Genomic DNA, 17,614 nt, shown 5'->3' with positions numbered 1-17,614 from the left:
TTGCAAAAATGCAGCAGTGAATATCCAGCAGGAAATGCCGTAACAGCGGGGCTGGCCGTGTATTATGCCGAGAAGGGGTGTGGCGAAAATAGCGCTATATAGGCGTCCTGCCGCCTTTGCATGGCGCAAGTGCAGCATTTGCGCGGTTTTTGCGTGGTGGCGCCTATGCCACCCTGCCCGTGGACAGGGCAGGGTGGCAGATCAGGTTAAAAATCGAATCGGATGGAGCCGGAAACCGTGCGCCCATCAATCGAGCGGGCAAATCCGATGCCATTGGCGGGCACGCTGCTCTGGTTGACCTCGAAAATGCCGATTGTGTCGAACAGATTGCTGGCATTGACCGACAGGGTGACGCGATTCACCGGCTTATATTGCGCAAACGCCCCCACCGTGGTGAAGCCGGGCATACGCAACAGGTTGGAATCCTGCGCATAGCTGCCGGTGATCGTCACAATACTGGCCCCCAAGGCGACCCTGCCCAGTTCCACCTGAGGCGAGGCGGTGAAGGTCCAGGTGGGCTGGTGGCGGGGTTCCTTGCCGGTCAGGCTGGGGTCAAGCCGGTCCACGGTGATCTTCGCCTTGGTATAGGTGGCGCCCCATGCCAGTGTGAACGGCCCATGCCGCAGCCCGCCTTCCAGTTCCAGACCATAGGCGGAATAGGAGCGATCCGTGCGGTTGGCCGAACCGTTCAGCACATTATGGTCCGCCGCCGTCACGCGGAAGGCGGTGGCGTTGAGCGTGACATTGTTCTTGCGGAATTTGAAGCCGCCTTCCAACTGGCGCACTTCGTCATATTTGTCGCTGACATTCGATACGCCGCCATTGACCGTGCTGACCACCGGCGTGAACAGGATCTTGTCGGCATTGGCGCGACCGCCACGGCTATAGCGGGCAAAGACCGAGAAGGGTTCGGCCACGCGGTAATTGATGCCGCTGGAATAGCTGACATAGCCGTAATTGTAGCGCACAGGCGCGGGTTGGGTCAGCGGCAGATAGGCCACGCGGGTTTCGGCGGCCGAGATAATGCCATCGCCATTGATGTCATACGAGATCAGGCCATTGCGCCCGCCGCCCAGATCCGCGCCATACAGGGAACCGCGCACACGGCCGCTGTCGTAACGCAGGCTGCCGCCGATCGCCACTTTGCCAAAGCGGTAATTGACCGAGCCATAGGGGGCCAGCACATCATATTGCACGTCGAAAATGCGGCGGAACTGGCTGTTGCCACGCGCGAAGGCGTAATAGCCATTGAGCGTCTGGGGCACGCCGCTGGCGCTGGTGATATTGACCATCGCCGTATTGCCGCCGCCATTCACATCAATATCCATGGCCGTATGCAGCCATTGCGTGTTGATCTTTTGCGAGGCCAGATAGAGCCCGCTGGTGACGGTCAACTCGCCACCCGACAATTTCCACTGGCGCGAGGCGCGCAGGTCATCGGTGAAATTATCCAGCGAGGGCACGCGGGTATAGGAGATGTAATAGAGCGCCAGCAGGCCATTGCCATTAACCGGCGTCGTGGTGGAAATGGTCTGTCCCGCCAAAGGCCCGCTGGCATAGCTGGCCGTGGCACCAGCGCCGCCTTGGGCGGCGGCAAAGGCCGCGACCGTATTCGCGCTGGAGGAGAAGGCGCGGCTGAAATCGCCTGAATTCATCGAATAGCGCATGCGGTTGCTGATCGTCCAGCCCGCCACATCAAACTGCGCTTCAAGGCCCAGCGATTTGGACACCGCATGCTGGCCGGTATCCAACGGCAGCGAGGCCAGTTGGTTATTGCCATCCAGCGTGATCACCGGCCCCAGATTGGGCGAGAGCACAGAGTCGCGGCGAATGTCGAAATTGGCGAAATTGCTATAGGTCGGGTTGTCATTCGTGCCGGTGATCCGCACGAAATAGGGGGCATAGACCGGCGAGCGATCGTCCAGCAGTTTGGTGTAGAAGCGGATATAGCCATTGTCGAATTTGCGGGTGATGTTGAATTTTACCTGACCGCCGCGCCAACCGTCAAAGCCGATTTTGCGGGGGCCTTCGCCGGCGCGATAGAAGCCGCCGATGTGGAATTGCAACTTGTCGCTCAAATGCGCGCCATAGTCGAAATCGACGCGCTTTGTGTCAAAGTTGAGGCCGCCGGTCAGCTTGACCGAGCCGCCTTCGACATCGCCGGTTTTGGAAATGAGATTGATCAGGCCGCCCGGCGAGTCCGAGGCAAAGGTAGAGGCCGATCCGCCGCGGATGGTTTCGATCTGGGCGATGTTGAAGTCATTGCGCAGATAGACATCGCTACCGATGTTGAAAATATCGCCAAATTCCAGATTGGGGAGGCCATCCTCCTGAATCTGCATATATTTGGAGCCACCGGCGGCCAGCGGAAGTCCACGTACGGTGAAATTGTTATTGCCTTCGCCAATGCCGGATTCGATGCGCAGGCCTGCCATCGTGCGTAGGACATCGCCCAGTGGGCGTGGGCCGAATTTCTGGATGTCCTCGGCTTTCAGGGAACTCGTCGAGGTCGCACTGTCCAGTCGGTCGCGTCCTTTGGCCACGCCGGTGGAGAAAACCTCTGCTTCGGGCTTTTTGGCGGAAGGAGGCGCATCGGCCGCGCTTGTTCCCGCCAGTGCCGGAAAGCTCAGGGCAGTTTGAGCCAACAGCACGATAAGTCCCGCTTTTTTCATGTAATCACCTTCCCTGTTGCCGGGGCGCGTTTGTGTGGCGCGATGATTCCTCGGCTTAAATCAGGTGTTGATCATAAACCGGCGGGGTAATGGCAGGCTTGCCAGTGCATTACGCAAGGCTGCGTGGGGCGGGATTTCATTTTGGTGAGTATCGGTTTGGCCACAAGCCACTGTGGGCGTTGGGGCTTCACAAAATAGCATTGCCTTCCGGCCCGAATCCATTTAAGTCGGAGTAAATAGCGGGTGGAGAGCGGCGAAGCCGTGTCTGCCCCGAGGATGCGTCTCAGTAGAAGGGCTGGATTTTGGACGCTCTGGGTGAATGTTTTGCCCTTAGTCGTTTATCTTTTCGTGTGAAAGTCTGACACCGATGTCAAGGCGGTCAGGCTTGCCATGTCCGGCTATCAGGGCCCGCATCCTGTTGAACCTTAATCAGACTAATCGGGAGACAATCATGGCAATCTTCAGGCATGGGCTGGCAGCGGTCTTGCTTCTATCCAGCGCCACGCAGGCCTTGGCGCAGGCCGCGCCCCAATCGGCCGAAGCGACCCTGCATGCCGAGGCTCCGGCGGGGGTCTATGATCGCCATATCTTCACCCAATTTGCCGAGCATCTGGGCACGGGCATCTATGGCGGCCTGTGGGTGGGCAAGGATTCCCCGATCCCCAACACACGCGGTTTTCGCAATGATGTGGTGGCCGCGCTCAAAGCGCTGAAAGTGCCCACTGTGCGTTGGCCAGGCGGGTGTTTCGCCGATGAATATCACTGGCGCGAAGGTATTGGCGAACAGGCCAAGCGCCCGGTGAAGGTCAACACCCATTGGGGCGGTGTGACCGAGCCGAACACGGTTGGCACGCATGAATTCATGGACTTGGTCGAGCAATTGGGCGCTGAACCCTATATTGCGGGCAATGTCGGCAATGGCACGGTGCGCGAGATGGCCGAATGGGTGGAATATATGACCGCCCCTGCCGGCAGTTTGGCCGAAGAGCGCGCGGCCAATGGCCATAAGGCGCCTTGGGCGGTGCCCTATTTTGGCGTGGGCAATGAATTATGGGGCTGTGGCGGCAATATGCGCCCCGAATTTGCCGCCGATGAAACCCGCCGCTACGCCACTTTTGTCAAGGCTCCTTCGGGCACGCGCATCATAAAGATCGCCAGCGGCGCCAATGTCGATGATTATGGCTGGACCGAGGCGATGATGAAGATCGCCGCCAATCAGGTCGATGGCCTGTCTTTGCATTATTACACCATGCCCGGCGGTGGTTGGCCTCCGCGCACATCGGCGACCCAGTTCAACGAGGATGGCTGGGCCGAGACCCTGTCCGAGGCGCGGCGCATGGATGAGTTGATCACCAAGCATAGCGCGATCATGGATAAATATGACCCCAAGAAGCGCGTATTTCTGGCCGTGGACGAATGGGGCACGTGGTTCACGCCCGAACCGAGCACCAATCCGGGCTTCCTCTATCAGCAGAACACTTTGCGCGATGCTTTGGTGGCTGCGGTTCATCTCAACCTGTTCGCCAAACATGTCGACCGCGTGAAGATGACCGCCATCGCCCAGATGGTGAATGTGTTGCAGACGATGATCCTGACCGATGGCGCGAAGATGGTGCTGACGCCCACCTATCACGTCTTCTCGCTCTACAAGCCTTGGCAGGATGCCACCGTGTTGCCGATCGAGGTGAAAGCGCCAGACTATAAGCGCGGCGCGTGGACCATGCCCGCAATCAGCGCCTCGGCGGTCAAGGGCAAGGATGGGCACATCCATGTCGCGCTGGCCAATCTGGACCCGAACCGCGCCATGCCGGTGTCGATCGCGCTGGGCGGCGTCAAGGCTGGCAAGGTCGCGGGCCAAATCCTGACCGCGCCCGCGATGAACACGATGAACACATTTGCCGCGCCGCAGACCTTGGTGCCGGTGCCGTTCAAGGGCGCCAGCATCAAGGGCGCGACGCTGAGCGTGACCATGCCTGCCAAATCGGTGGTCGTGCTGGATCTGGATTGAGGGAGAGGCTTGATGTTGCATAAGACTTTGCTCGCCGCGCTGATGCTCGGCATGGCGGCTGCCCCTGCTGCGGCCCAGACGCCCAAGCTCAATGACGCGCTGACCGGCGATCTGGTGCCCACCCATGATCCGGTGCTGGCCCGCGATGGCGACACTTACTATGTGTTCGGCACGGGCGTTCCGGGGGAGGATGGTCGCTATATCCTGCCGCGCACATCCAAGGATCTGGTGCATTGGACCGCAGGCCAGCCCTTGTTTGCCAAGATCCCCGACTGGGCAGTGAAGGCCGTGCCGGGCACGAAGGAAATGTGGGCGCCGGACGTGTCTTTCGTCAATGGCCGCTGGCGGATGTATTATGCCGTGTCCACCTTTGGCGGCAATCGCTCAGCTATTGGCCTGTTCACCTCGGCCACGCTGGACCCTGCCTCGCCGGCCTATGGCTGGAAGGATGAAGGGTTGGTGCTGATGTCGACCGCGCAGGATGATTATAACGCCATCGACCCCAATTTCGTTGCCGACAAGGATGGTCGCCATTGGCTGGCCTTTGGCAGTTTCTGGACAGGTGTCAAGCTGGTGGAACTGGACACCAAGACCGGCAAGCCCTTGCGCCCCAATGAGAAGCCGCTCTCGCTGGCGCGGCGTCCCGCCCCTGCCGGAGCGCCAGCGCCGATTGAAGCGCCTTTCATTGTGCAGCATGGCGGGGGCTATTTCCTGTTCGCCTCCAATGATTATTGCTGCAAGGGCGTGAACAGCACCTATTACACCATCGTGGGTCGCGCGGATAAAATCACCGGCCCCTATCTGGGCAAGGATGGTAGCCCGATGATGCAGGGCGGCGGCACGATCTTCCTGCGCGCCGACTTGCCCGAACAGGAGCGCTTTCGCGGTCCGGGCCATGCCGGTTTCCTGCATGACAAGGATGGCACCGACATTGTGGCCTATCACGCCTATGACAAGGCCAATCATGGCGCCTCCACCTTGCGTCTGGCGCGTATCCGTTGGGGCGCGGATGGCTGGCCGGTGGCGGAGTATTGATCGTCATGGGCACTATGCAACTTGACCGGCGGCAGGTGATGGCGGGCGGACTGGCCCTGATGGCCAGCCCTGCCATGGCGGCGGACACGGCTCCCATCGTCAATCCCGTGGTGCGCCAGTGCGCCGATGCGCAAGTGTTCCGGCATTCGGATGGCTGGTATTACATGACCGGCTCGGTGCCCGAATATGACCGGCTTGTGCTGCGCCGTGCGCGCAGTCTGGCCGGACTGGCCCATGCGCGCGGGCTGGTGATCTGGCGGCGGCCTGCCAGTGGCAAGCTGGCGGGCTATATCTGGGCGCCGGAATTGCACTGGATCGATGGCGCGTGGGCGATGTATTTTGCCGCAGGCGATGGTGACGACAAGTTCCACATCCGCACTTATGTGCTGCGCGGCGAGGGGGCAGATCCCTTCACCGCGCGCTGGAGCATGGCGGGCCAGTTGCAGACGCCTTGGGACACATTCACGCTCGATTCCACCAGCTTTGTCCATCAAGGCCGCCGCTGGCTGTGCTGGGCGCAGCATGAGCCGGGGGTCGACACCAATTCCAACCTCTATCTGGCGCCTTTGGCGAGTTTAACGAGTTTGGCCGCCGCGCCGGTGCGCTTGTCGGTGCCCACGCTGGATTGGGAAGTGCGCGGGTTCAAGGTCAATGAGGCGCCCGCCGCTCTGATCCGCAACGGGCGGATATTCCTGACCTATTCGGCCAGCGCGACCGATGCGCGCTATTGTCTGGGCATGTTGACTGCGCCTGCCGATGCCAATTGGATGGATCCGCGCGTGTGGACGAAATCGCCCGTGCCAGTGTTCGCCTCCAGCCCAGCCAACAAGGTCTGGGGGCCGGGGCATAACAGCTTTACGGTCGATGAGCATGGGCGGGACATGCTGGTCTATCATGCGCGTGACTATGCGGAGATTAAGGGCGATCCCTTGTTCGACCCCAATCGTCATACGCGCATTCAGCCTATTCACTATCGTCCGGATGGCGTGCCTGATTTTGGTGTGCCGGTGGCCAACGGGCGTTTGGGCTGACTTGCGGCGGTGTCCGGAGCGCTATTTGCGCTTTATGTCTGACTTTTGATTTTTAGGCCCCTTATCGCCGCAGCCGCAGGATTGCTCCTGGCGGTTGCGGCGATTTTTGTGGGTTGCGCGTCGGGGTTGCGCATGGCTCGCGGACGAATCGCTACGCCATATCCCTATTTTACGGACCTATTGTCTGTCGCGCCCTGCTGTGGTGATTTTGCTGTAATGGCAACGTTTCCATTGCCCGATTTGGGGGTGGAATGGCGATCCCATGCGCAACGGGCTTGACGATACCGGTGTCAATGATTATCGGCGCAAATAATAGTTGGACTATAATCGATAGCCAACCGAGGCCCAGGGGGAGTTTTGCTATGAAAGCCTTCAAATCTATCGTTCTGTGCTCGGCATCGCTGGGCTCTCTGCTGTGCGGCGGCATGGCGCATGCGCAGGTGGCGGCTGCACCCGCACCGGCGGAGGATGCAGCCATTGTCGTGTCGGGCGTGCGCGCTTCGATCGTGGGCGCGCTGAATGTGCGTAAAAACTCCACCCAGATCGTCGATTCCATCGTGGCCGAAGACGTGGGCAAGCTGCCCGATAACAATGTGATCGAAGCCTTGCAGCGCGTGACCGGCGTGCAGGTGACCAACCGCGCCGGTGGCGAGGCTGGCGCTATCTCCATCCGTGGTCTGCCCGATGCGCTGACCACGCTTAACGGGCGCAATATCTTTACCGCCGATGGCCAGTCCTTTGCGCTGCAGGACCTGTCGGCCAACCTGATCAAGCAGGTCAGCATCTTCAAGACCCGTTCGGCCGACCAGCTGGAAACCGGCCTTGCGGGCCAGATCGATGTTCAGACCCGCCATCCGTTCGATTTTAAGGATTTTGCCTTCTCGGCGCAGGTGCGCGGCATTTATAACGAGCAGGCCGACAGCTATAATCCCAATGTCTCGGCGCTGATGTCCAAGCGTTGGTCGACCGATATTGGCGAGATCGGCATTCTGGTAAACGGCAGCTATAGCCGCACCAAATATCGCGATATGACCACCACGGCGGGCGCCTTTGTGCCCTTCGCAACGGAAAATCCGCCTGCCGCCTCGGGCTTCACGCCTTTGCAGCGCATGTTCTCGGGCTGGACGCCGGGGCTGGAATCGGGTCTGCCCACGGCGGCGGGTTCCACGCTCAACATTGGCGGGGTGAATGTCCCCTATTACCTGTCGCGCGATGCGGTGTTCAGTTCCGACTTCTATGGCAAGCGTGAACGCCCCGCAGGCAATATCGCGCTGCAATGGGCGCCCAATGACCGCTCGGTCTATACCGCCGAAGCCTTCTACAACGGTTTCCGTGGCGAGACTTTCAACAGCCTGCTGTTCAGCTTTGTCGACTGGTGGGGCGATCTGGGCTCCAATCCGGCCAGCACGTTCAAGCTTTACCCCAACACCAACATCGTCAAGTCGCGCTATGCGGGCAGCGTCTATGGCTTTAACAGCGGCGACTTTACCAAGAGCCGCACCGACAGCTTCCTTTATGGGCTGAACGGCAAGTGGGATGTGGGCAGCGCGGGCAAGATCGAGGCCGATGTCGCCTATCAAACCTCGAAATATTCGACCAATTTCTTTGCCATGCGCACCGATCGCGTGGCCAGCGGCATCAATGTCGATTTCAACGCTGGCGGCGGCATTCCCTCCTTCTCCTTCACCGATCAGGCCAAGCTGACCGACGCCTCGGCGTGGAATATCGCCCAGCTTTACGACAATGGCGGGCGCAGCAATGGCAATGCGCTGACCATGACGCTCAAGGCCCAGAATACGTGGGACGACGGCTTCCTGCGCAAGATCGAGGCCGGTTGGCGCTATGATGCGCGCAAGGCCAGCAACAGCGTCCGCACGCAGGATGCCGGTGGTCTGGGCGTGCCCTTGTCCACTTTGGGCGCGGATGCCTTGTTCACCAACAGCAATTTCTATCAGGGTCGCGCCAATGTGCCCACCAGCTGGGTGCTGCCCAGCGGCTATTGGGTGAACGCCAATGCCGACAAGATCCGCGCGCTGTATCACTCGGTCTATCCGACCTTCAAAACGACCGACCAGTTGAGCTTTACCAATGTGTTCAACATCGACGAACGCACGCTCTCGGCCTATGTCCAGGCTGATGCCGAGGTCGAGATTTTTGGCCGTCCGCTCAAGATGCAGGGTGGTCTGCGTTACACCAGCGTGGTGACCAAGTTCGATTTCACCGACCGCTATACCGCGGGCATGCCGGTGACGCGGGCCAGTTCGGCCTCGGGCCGGTTCCTGCCCACGTTCACCGCGCGCTATGAACCGATCCGCAATGTGCGCCTGCGCTTCAACTATGGCGAGACATTGCGCCGCCCCAGCTTTGGCGATCTCAACCCCAATTACTCGCTGACGGGCGACCTGACCAATGTCGGCTATGGCAGCGGGGCTTCGGGTAATCCCAAGCTGAAGCCGACCACGTCCAAGAATTATGACCTTGCGCTGGAATGGTATTTTGCACGCGATGCGGCGATCACCACCACCTTGTTCCGCCGCGATGTCGAAGGGCTGGTCGTGTCGCTGGCCAATCGCGTAACGGTCAATGGCAGCGGGCTCAACACCAACAGCTTTGTGGTGACCCAGCCCACCAATGCCTCGAATGGCGTGCTGAAGGGGGCCGAAATCGGCTTCACCTATTTCCCGCATAACCTGCCCGGCCTGCTTAAAGGTCTGGGTGTGCAGGGCAGCGTGACCGTTCTGAGTTCCAGCCAGAACATCCCGATTGCCGATGGCACGGGCAAGGTTGTGGCCCAGACCCAGAGCGCCTTCTTCGGCGTGTCGGATCTGAGCTATAACATCACCGGCGCCTATGAACGTGGCAAGTTTGGCGGGCGTCTGTCCTATGTCTGGCGCTCGGCCTTTCTGGCCAACAATGAAGCGCGCCTGTTTGCCAATCCGATTGGCGTCTGGCGCACGCCTGAAAGCAGCCTCGACGCGCAGTTGACCTTTAACGTCAACAAGCGCCTTGCGGCGACGTTCGATGCGGTCAACCTGCTCCAATCCACGCAACAGACCTATTACAAGTTTGGCGATGCGGGCAATTCGCAGCAGTTCAATCTGGGCACGACGCTGCTGGCGCGTACTTTCGCGCTGGGCCTGCGTTACTCGTTCCAATAAGCATGGCCCGCTCCGGCCATCGCCGCCCCCACCGCAGGCGGGCCGGAGCGTGGCTGTGGCGCATAGGGTTGGCCTCGGCCGCCCTATGCGCCGCAACGGGATCCATCGGAGCTGAGCCGCCTATTGATCAGGCGTCAACCTTGGCCCGCCGCTATGGCGGGGATGCGGCATGGTATGCGGGCAAGATCCCGCTTTTCGCCAGTTCGGACCCTGCACTGGATGCGGTCTGGTATTATCGCTGGGCTTTGTTCCGCGCGCATCAGCGCGATCTGGGCCGCTGGGGGATGATCAGCACCGAATTCTTTGACGATGTTGGCTGGCAACGCGAACCCTATGCCAGTTTGAACGATGCCACCGGCTTCCACCTCTACGAAGGGCGCTGGCTGCGCGACCGGCGCTATGCCGATGATTATATCACCTTCCTTTATCGCGGCGGCGGCAATGACCGCCATTTCAGCGAGGCCATCGCTGACGCCGTCTGGGCGCGCTATCTGGTCGATGGCGACCGCAAAGGCGCGACCCGTCATCTGGGCGTGATGGAGCATGTATTCGCGCAATGGGATGATCATTTTGACCCCGCGCGTGGGCTCTATTGGATAGAGCCTTTGCTGGACGCTACCGAATATTCGGTAGCCTCGATCGAGGCTTCGGGCGGCAAGGATGGCTTCTTTGGCGGCCATGCCTTCCGCCCCTCGATTAACAGCTATATGGCGGCCAATGCCACAGCGATCAGCCGGATTGCGGGGCTGGCGGGGGACAGGATTACGGCAGCCGCTTATGCCCAAAAGGCCGAGGCGATCAAGCAAAGCCTGCTGCGCGCCCTCTGGAGCGAAAAGCTCCAGCATTTCGTCGACCGCTATCGCTCTGGCAACGAACATGTGCAGGCATGGGACCAGACACCGGCGCGTGAATTGGTGGGCTATCTGCCATGGGCCTATGGCGTTTTGGGCCAAGAGCGGCAGTATGACGCCGCATGGGCCCATTTGCGCGATCCCGATGGATTGGCTGGCGCCTATGGCCTGCGTACAGCCGAACCTTCCTACCCCTATTACATGCGCCAATATCGCTATGACAAAGCCACCGGCCTGCCCGAATGCCAGTGGAACGGGCCTGTCTGGCCGTTTCAGACGACGCAGGCCCTGATGGCGATGGAGCGCCTGTTGCATGCCCGCAAGGACGCACCCGTCACGCGCGGCGATTATTTCCGCCTCTTGCGCCAATATGCCGCTTTGCATGGGCAAGGCGGGCGGCTCGATCTGGAGGAGGATTACGATCCGGCCACCGGCAAGCCGATTGTCGGTCTGGCGCGCAGCCACCATTATTTCCATTCCGGCTTCAATGATCTGGTCATCACGGGCCTTGCGGGGATTGTTCCGGCATCAGGGGCTGATCTGCGGCTCGATCCGCTGCTGCCCAGGGGAGGGCTGGATTGGTTCGCGTTGCAGGACGTGCCCTATCATGGCCATCTGATCACGCTGACCTATGATCAGGATGGCGGGCATTTCCATCATGGCAAGGGGCTGCGCGCCTATGTCGATGGCAAGCTGGCCGCCTCGCGCCCCGATCTGGGGGCGCTGCATCTGCGCCTGTTGCCGCGCGCCAATCCCGCCATCGTCGCGCCGATCAACAAGGCGGTGCAATTGCAGCGCGATGGTTGGCCACATCTCTCCGCCTCCAGCGGTGCCGCGCCGGAGAAGCTGCATGAGGCCGTCGACGGGCGGATCAGCTTCTTTGCCGAATTGCCCAATGGTTGGGACAGCACAGGCCCTGAGCCGCAGGAATGGTTCGAGATCGCGCTCGAACGCCCGACGATGCTGGGGCGTGCAGAACTGGCCTTTGGCCAAGGCGATGGGTTGGCCCTGCCGCGCGAGGTCCAAGTGCAGTTGCGGATAGGCGGTCGATGGCAGGATGCAGGGCGCCTTGGATCAAGCGATCAATCGGTGAGCCCCCTTGCATGGCGCCCCCGCAAGGTCGAGGCTGTTCGCCTCTCCCTGCGCAAGGGCGCGGGGCAGATCCGTCTGGTCGAGGCCAAATTGTTCTAACCCTCTCGGCAAGCAAAGCTTAGCGGCGGCAGGCCCGCCTGTTGCCCGATCCTGTCGAGATAGGAGGCAATCGCGCCCGCTTTCTCCCCTGCCGCTTCGGGTCTGCCCGGCGGGGCAAACCAGATGGGGATAAAGCCTGCTTCCAGCCTGCCATCCTCATGCCATAGCAATTCCCCGATCAGACCGTTTACCGCCTCGGGATGGAACGGGGCCAGCGGATAGGCGGGGTCGGGTTCAAAACCGAACATGGCCTTGCGCCGCTCCACCCATTCGGCGCGGGCGGGGTGGTCCTGCGCGGGGGACAGGGCATGGGTGACCACGCAGCCATTGCCCAAACCGTGATAGACCGGTGCCTTGCCCAGCATTTCCATGCCGCGCGCAATATGGGCATGGTGTCCCACCACCACATCCGCGCCCGCCTCTACCGCAGCGGCGGCCAGCGGCCTTTCATAGTTGGCCAGTTCGGAGGGCCTATGCGTGATCCCTTTGTGCAGAGCCACAATCACCAGATCGGCCTTGGCCTTGGCGGCGGTAATATCGGCCTGCATCCCGGCCAGCGAGGCGGCGTCGATGTGGCGCAAATCGGCCTGCGGGCGGCTTGCGCTGCCATCCTCTGGCGTGACCCGTACATAGGCGCATCCGGCGCTGTCGGGGCCTGCCCAGCTCAGCTCCGGCCCCACGCAATTATAGCTGAGCAGCGCGATGGTTCGTGCGCCCGCCTTCAGCATCGCAGGCGCTCTGGCCGAGGCCAGATCCTTGCCCGCACCGGCATGGGCCAGGCCGACAGCATCCAGCCCCGTGATTGTATCGGCCAGACCTTGCGCCCCGCAATCCATCATATGGTTGCCCGCCATGCTGACTGCCGTGACGCCTGCGCGGGCTATCGCGGCCAGATGGTCCGGATTGGCACCGGGGGCGGGCACATCACCCGCCACCTCATCGGTGCAGTGGGTATAGGGCACTTCCAGATGGCCGATCACCACGTCCCCGCCGCGCAGGATGGGGGCGATGCCCGACAACCAATGGTCAGGCTCTGGCACATCCAGAATGAGATCGCCCAGCAGCAGGATGCGGGTGGCACTCATGCGCGCGGCCTTTCCGGCAGGCTTTCGATAAAGCCGGTGATGGCCGCCTCGATGGCCAAACCATCCTCGCCTTCACGGCTGAAATTATCGGCGGCCAGTTCCAGCACCGGAAAGCCCGCAGCCCGCAAGGCCCGCACCACAAAGGGGTCCGCATCGGCCAAGGCCACCACCCCATCAATCGCATGGGTCTGCGCCTCATGCACATACCATGGGCCTGCCCATGTCGGCATGCGCAATTCATCGCCCATGGTGATGCAGCGCGAGGCGAGGGCCCGCAGGGCGTTCTTGCCATCGATGTTGCGGATGTAGCCATCGGCGGCCAGCGCCAGATACATCGACCATACAAAGACCGCGCCATGGCTCTCTTCCCATTTCTGGTAAAAGCCCATTTCGCTCCATAACCCGCGTCCCACCCACATCAGGCGGGTGCGTTCCTGCGGGCATGCGGCAAGGCCTGCATCGACGCGCGCCTGCACCTCCTCGTAAAACGCCTTGGCCGCATCGCGCGCCCATACCGTGCCGCGATGCCATTGCGGCACCATGGTGGCGGGCATGGAATCGACGATGCCGATCGGGGCGGGGATCGTGCGGGCGATCAAATCGCGGGTGCGGCGGTAATAGTCCTCCTGCTCGTTCACCAATTCCATCACCGCGCGGAAACGGGCCTCGTCAAAGCTTTTGCCGGTTCGCGCCTCGATCTGGGCGATCACCTCGCGCAGTTCCGCCGTCATCAGGTCAATGCGCTCTGCTTCCAGCGCTTCTTCCCAGCCATCGGGCAGGCGCGCCCACCAGTCGCCATAGAGATCGGGGCGGGGGTCATTGCTCTTTTCATAGACATAGCTTTGCGCGCCGGTCACTTGCGCCCATTCGGCAAAGAGGCGGGCGGTTGGCTCGCTGGTGGCGACGGCGTGGAGGAAATCGGGCTTGGGCAATCCACCCCAAGGCGCGTTTTCCGCATCCTCGTCCATGGCGGCGGCAATGCCTTGCGCGGAATAGGCTTCGACATTGGCGGGATAGTGGTGGTTGCGCAGCAAGCCAGCATAGCGGCCCGATTGCTGTTTGGCCGCCACAATCGAGGCCCACCATTGGTTGACCACAAAGGGGATATCCATGGCGCGCAGGATTTCCTGCGGAGCATTGGCATTGACCATGGCAAAGGGGCTGCCCTTGGCGACTTGCTCGCGCAGGCCCGTGAACCATGCGCGTTGATAGGCGTTGAAACTGGCCACAGATTCCAGCGATTTGCGGCTACGTTTCTCGCCCTTGGGCGGGGCGGGGCGGGTTTGTTTTGGTGGGCGGGGCGGTTCGGCCTCGCCGCGCAGTTTGCGGGCGAAGCTTTCATCGGGCAGCGCGTTGCAGCGGATGCTGGTGAAGCCCATGCCCTCAGGCAGCGCGCGGTGGATGGCGGCCTCTTGCCAAGGCGCGGCTTCATCCCCGCCAATGGCCAGATGCAATATGGCTTCGGCTCCGCAGGCCGAAGCGGCGGCGGCAATCCTGCGCCCGCTGTCCATATCGATGCGCGGCGGGACGGGGCCATGGGCGAATGGCTGACCCCATGCCTGGTCTTCGCCCACGATCAGCCAATCCTCGGCTTCGATGGCTTGATAGAGTTCGTGGCCCTCATGCGGGGTGCCGGTGATGAACAGGCGTTTGGCGGTGATGGAGGGCGCGCTGGCCAGTTCGGTCAAGAGTTCTTCGAGTGCAGAATTGTAATCGAGGGGATGCAGGATGGCAGACGCGCCGATGACGGCCAAAGCATGGCTGCCGCTGATCTTCCCCCGCCGCCGCGCCTCACCCAAGGCATCGAGCAGGCGGGTTTGACGTGGCAGCCAGGTCGCTGCCTCGACCATGGGAGCAGCGCCTGACAGGCTGGCCAGCCATGCCTCCATCTGCGCCAGTCGCGCGGCATTATAGGCGTGTGAGCCGGCGCGGTTTTGATGCAAAAGGTCGAGGAAATGCATCGCCTTGGGCACAGGTTCTCCCTGACGACCCAATTCGCGCAGGGCGGCAAAGATCTGGGCCTGATCGCCATCGGCCGCGGTCATCAGCAGCGGAGCATCATCCCATGCCAGCAAGGCTTCGAGCAGGCATTTGCCGCGGTGGCCCATAGCGGCTTGCCCCATCACCGCATCGGCGCGGGGCGTGGCGGCAAGGCGTGGGGCAACTAGACGGCGCGGTTGGAAACCGGCGCCCAGCAGCGCGGCGCGTGGCGCATCAAAGCCCAGCGTGTGGACGAGAGGCGCCCGTACAGGCGCGCTGGCCGGATCGGCATAGGCGGCAAGCAGGGTTTCGAGCATCAGATCACGCCTTGCGCTTTCAGCTCCGCCACATCTTGCGGCGAAAGGCCGAGGAAATCGGCATAAACATCCTCATTATGCTGGCCGATATGGACCGGCAGTGCATCGTCAAATCCGGTGCTGGCGGCGGAGAACTGGATGGGAATACCCGCCGTGCGCAGATCGACATTCGATCCATAGGTGGGATGTTCCACCGCCATCGTCTCCTGCCTTTCCACCACACGCGGATCGACCAGTGCATCCTCGGGATGGCGGACGGGGGCCACGGGCACGCCGCGTTCTTCGAGCAGGCGGCAAACCTGTGTCACGGGCAAAGTGCTGCTCCATGCGTTGATCGTGGCCTCCAACACTTCGGCATTGGCAACACGGGAATCGCGGTTGGAAAAACGGGGGTCCTGCGCCAGTTCGGGCTGGCCCATCGCATCGAACAAGCCGCGCGCCAGCGGTTCATGCACCGCCACCACCGCTACGTAGCCGTCCGCGCAGGCAAACACGCCAAAGGGCGACAGGCGCTGGACAGTCAGGCCGGTGCGCGCTTCCATCCCCGCCGCCGCCATGGCCGACCAGTTTTCAATCGCCACAAAAGAGGTCAGCGCGCCCAGCATGGAGACGTCCACATGCTGCCCCTTGCCGGTGCGGTGGCGTTGTTCAATCGCGGCCAGAATGCCGATCACAGTGAACACCGGCGCCAGCATGTCGGCAATGGGAATGCCGATCCGCACCGGAGGATGTCCCGGCTCGCCGCTGGTGAACATCGCGCCCGACAGCGCCTGAATGATCACATCCATCGCCTTGCCCGAGCGATCCGTCGCGCCAAAGCCCGATAGCGAGGCAAAGACGATGCGCGGGTTGATCGCGGCGCAGGCTTCATAGCCCACGCCAAGCCGGTCAGCCGTGCCGGCGGTGAAATTCTCCACCACGATATCGGCCTTTTCCACCAGCTGCATGAACAGCGCCTTGCCCTCGGCGCGCTTCAGATTGAGCGAGACGCCATATTTGCCCCGCGCGCGGGTGAGGTGGGACAGGGAAATGTCATCCTCATGCGCGCGTTCAACCATAATGCCGTCACGGCCCAGATAGGGGCTGTTCTCCCGCGCCAGATCGCCGCCTTGCGGTTCCTCGATCTTGATCACTTTGGCGCCCAATCCGGCCAGCAGCAGCGTGGCATAAGGCCCCGCCAAGGCGCGGGTGAGGTCCAGAACGGTGAGGCCTTCGAGCGGGCGGCCCATCAAGGGCGATTGGCTATCAGTCATGCTTGTCTTCCTTGGTGCAGCGGGTCTGGCCGCTGGCAATATGGGCTTGGGCCGCGCGGAATACCGGTTCGCCGTCGATGCCCATGGCGTTCAACTGGCGCGCCTGAACCAGCGCAAAGCGGTTATAGAGAGCATCAAATCGGGCCTGATCGGCGGCAGGCAGGGGGATGATCTGCACCCCGTGATCCTTGGCAAAGGCCAGCCCAGCCTTTTCGGCGCGGGCATTGTTGGCGTTAAGCTCGGCTTCCCACTTGGGTTTGGACTGTTCCAGCACCTGTTGCAGATCAGGCGACAGGCGGCGCCAGGTCTGGTCCGACATGGCGCGGGCAGGGTAGCCGCCACGGCTGAGGCGCAGGGTGGTGAAATAATGCGCCACTTCGGAGAAGTGCAGGCTCTTGATCGTGTCAGCAGGGGCAACCACCCCGTCGATCACGCCCTTGGCGAGCGCGGAATAGACTTCGGCCATGGGCATATTGACCGGATCGGCGCCCAATGCGCGCAACACATCAATGGAATCGGTTTGCGTGCGCAGGCGCAGGCCTTTGAGATCGGCCAATGTCCGCACCGGCCTGTTGCGGGTCATCAGGCCGGGAAAATTGCCTCCCTGCACCGCCAGCACATGCAGGCCGGAAAGCTCTGCGGACAATTGCGGAAAACGGGGGACCAGACAGTCATAGATGGTGACCTGATCCTCCATGGTTTTGACCCCGCCGTAAAAACCGGCCTGCGCGCGTTGCAAATGCACGCCGCCACGGGTGTAGATGGGGGTGATCAGGCCGATATCGGCCAGACCATGGCGGATTTCCGAAATGCTCATGTCGGAGGAAATGAGCGATCCGGCCCAGAAGGGTTTGAAAGCGATCCGCCCGCCGCTGTCCTTTTCCACCTGCTTCATCCACGCAGTATCGGCGCGGCTGAAGGGATGGGTGGGCGGATAGGGGCTGGCATAGGTCAGCGTATATTGCGCCTTGGGCGTGGGCTGGGGCGAACAGGCGGCCAGAGCAGCGCAGGCGATCAGGATGATCTTCTTCAT

The 17,614-nt window shown here is 61.7% G+C and carries 10 protein-coding genes; 5 read left to right on the top strand and 5 right to left on the bottom strand.

Going from position 1 to position 17,614, the window contains the following annotated elements; genetic code table 11:
• Window positions 1–206: 206 nt before the first annotated feature.
• Window positions 207–2,672 (bottom strand): TonB-dependent receptor domain-containing protein, encoded by a 2,466-nt coding sequence (locus tag EOE18_RS07955; protein WP_127707976.1) that lies wholly within the window; start codon window positions 2,670–2,672, stop codon window positions 207–209.
• A 448-nt stretch (window positions 2,673–3,120) separates the two neighbouring features.
• On the opposite strand from EOE18_RS07955, the gene EOE18_RS07950 reads away from it, so the two are divergent.
• The 5 genes from EOE18_RS07950 to EOE18_RS07930 all read left to right on the top strand — a co-directional run bounded on the left by EOE18_RS07950 (window position 3,121) and on the right by EOE18_RS07930 (window position 11,946).
• Window positions 3,121–4,680: an alpha-N-arabinofuranosidase gene (locus EOE18_RS07950; protein WP_425464289.1), complete on the top strand. Its 1,560-nt coding sequence runs from the start codon at window positions 3,121–3,123 to the stop codon at window positions 4,678–4,680.
• A gap of 12 nt (window positions 4,681–4,692) precedes the next feature.
• Complete coding sequence (locus tag EOE18_RS07945) at window positions 4,693–5,715, top strand: arabinan endo-1,5-alpha-L-arabinosidase (protein ID WP_127707972.1); 1,023 nt, start codon at window positions 4,693–4,695, stop codon at window positions 5,713–5,715.
• 5 nt (window positions 5,716–5,720) lie between these two features.
• A complete protein-coding gene (locus EOE18_RS07940) occupies window positions 5,721–6,746 on the top strand; it encodes a glycoside hydrolase family 43 protein (protein WP_220445986.1) in 1,026 nt (341 codons plus the stop codon).
• Window positions 6,747–7,108: 362 nt separating this feature from the next.
• Window positions 7,109–9,904, top strand: a complete 2,796-nt coding sequence (locus EOE18_RS07935; RefSeq protein ID WP_127707970.1) for a TonB-dependent receptor — start codon at window positions 7,109–7,111, stop codon at window positions 9,902–9,904.
• 140 nt (window positions 9,905–10,044) lie between these two features.
• Window positions 10,045–11,946, top strand: a complete 1,902-nt coding sequence (locus tag EOE18_RS07930) for an MGH1-like glycoside hydrolase domain-containing protein (protein ID WP_127707968.1) — start codon at window positions 10,045–10,047, stop codon at window positions 11,944–11,946.
• Here the strand turns inward: EOE18_RS07930 and EOE18_RS07925 are convergent.
• Genes EOE18_RS07925 through dctP form a run of 4 tightly spaced genes read right to left on the bottom strand, consistent with a single transcriptional unit; the run spans window position 11,943 to window position 17,614 of the window.
• A complete protein-coding gene (locus tag EOE18_RS07925; RefSeq protein ID WP_127707966.1) occupies window positions 11,943–13,031 on the bottom strand; it encodes a CapA family protein in 1,089 nt (362 codons plus the stop codon). The two genes, EOE18_RS07930 and EOE18_RS07925, sit on opposite strands and share 4 nt — an antisense overlap.
• Window positions 13,028–15,328: a 2-hydroxyacyl-CoA dehydratase family protein gene (locus tag EOE18_RS07920; RefSeq protein WP_127707964.1), complete on the bottom strand. Its 2,301-nt coding sequence runs from the start codon at window positions 15,326–15,328 to the stop codon at window positions 13,028–13,030. Before EOE18_RS07920 ends, EOE18_RS07925 begins: the two co-directional genes overlap by 4 nt.
• Window positions 15,328–16,581, bottom strand: a complete 1,254-nt coding sequence (locus tag EOE18_RS07915; protein ID WP_127707962.1) for a CaiB/BaiF CoA transferase family protein — start codon at window positions 16,579–16,581, stop codon at window positions 15,328–15,330. Before EOE18_RS07915 ends, EOE18_RS07920 begins: the two co-directional genes overlap by 1 nt.
• Window positions 16,574–17,614 (bottom strand): TRAP transporter substrate-binding protein DctP, encoded by a 1,041-nt coding sequence (gene dctP / locus EOE18_RS07910; protein ID WP_127707960.1) that lies wholly within the window; start codon window positions 17,612–17,614, stop codon window positions 16,574–16,576. The genes EOE18_RS07915 and dctP overlap by 8 nt, the downstream gene beginning before the upstream one ends.

Source organism: Novosphingobium umbonatum (genome assembly GCF_004005905.1).
GTDB lineage: Bacteria > Pseudomonadota > Alphaproteobacteria > Sphingomonadales > Sphingomonadaceae > Novosphingobium > Novosphingobium umbonatum.
This window is presented reverse-complemented; position numbering and strand designations above follow the sequence as displayed.

What these genes read in the sequence shown, in the direction of transcription:
- EOE18_RS07955 (WP_127707976.1), bottom strand. Translation starts at nt 2,672, where the DNA reads ATGAAAAAAGCGGGACTTATCGTGCTGTTGGCTCAAACTGCCCTGAGC.
- EOE18_RS07945 (WP_127707972.1), top strand. Translation starts at nt 4,693, where the DNA reads ATGTTGCATAAGACTTTGCTCGCCGCGCTGATGCTCGGCATGGCGGCT.
- EOE18_RS07940 (WP_220445986.1), top strand. Translation starts at nt 5,721, where the DNA reads ATGGGCACTATGCAACTTGACCGGCGGCAGGTGATGGCGGGCGGACTG.
- EOE18_RS07935 (WP_127707970.1), top strand. Translation starts at nt 7,109, where the DNA reads ATGAAAGCCTTCAAATCTATCGTTCTGTGCTCGGCATCGCTGGGCTCT.
- EOE18_RS07925 (WP_127707966.1), bottom strand. Translation starts at nt 13,031, where the DNA reads ATGAGTGCCACCCGCATCCTGCTGCTGGGCGATCTCATTCTGGATGTG.
- EOE18_RS07920 (WP_127707964.1), bottom strand. Translation starts at nt 15,328, where the DNA reads ATGCTCGAAACCCTGCTTGCCGCCTATGCCGATCCGGCCAGCGCGCCT.
- EOE18_RS07915 (WP_127707962.1), bottom strand. Translation starts at nt 16,581, where the DNA reads ATGACTGATAGCCAATCGCCCTTGATGGGCCGCCCGCTCGAAGGCCTC.
- dctP (WP_127707960.1), bottom strand. Translation starts at nt 17,614, where the DNA reads ATGAAGAAGATCATCCTGATCGCCTGCGCTGCTCTGGCCGCCTGTTCG.